Raw genomic sequence first — 419 nt, 5'->3', positions numbered from 1 at the left:
GTGCTCGTGCTGCACCCGCCCGTCCCCGCCGGCCGGGTGCAGCACGAGCACGGCGTCGGCCTCGCGGTCGGTGCCCAGCCCCGTCAGGTGCGCGAAGGCCGAGTGCGGGCGGAAGCGGTAGTCGGTGTCGTTGGAGCGGCGCACCAGCGGGCCGGCGGGGACCACGAGGACCTCGTGCGGGAACAGCGAGGAGAGCACCTCGCGCCGCCGGGCGGCGAACGGGGCGACTTCGTCGAGGTCGGCGTCCTCCGCCGGGCGCGGGCCCCAGCCCTGGGCGATGAAGCGGCGGAAGGCCGCCGAGCGCGGGGTGGAGCGGTGCGACTTCGCGTCCTCGTCCGCGGCGGCGTCGAGCACCGCGCCCTCGCCCTCGGGGGCCTGCACGTCGAGGAGGTCGCCCGCCGCGGGGGCCCGCCCGGTGC

General features: G+C 78.8%; 1 protein-coding gene. It reads right to left on the bottom strand.

Features of this window, described 5'->3' with window-relative positions; genetic code table 11:
- The coding region (locus GTQ99_RS24020; protein ID WP_420814623.1) for an aminopeptidase P N-terminal domain-containing protein at positions 1-354 on the bottom strand (354 nt) is incomplete at its 3' end.
- Positions 355-419 lie beyond the last annotated feature (65 nt).

It is taken from the genome of Kineococcus vitellinus, from assembly GCF_009906315.1.
Classification (GTDB): Bacteria; Actinomycetota; Actinomycetes; order Actinomycetales; family Kineococcaceae; genus Kineococcus; species Kineococcus vitellinus.
Note: the sequence above shows the minus strand (reverse complement) of the source record. Positions and strands in the feature narration are given on the sequence as shown.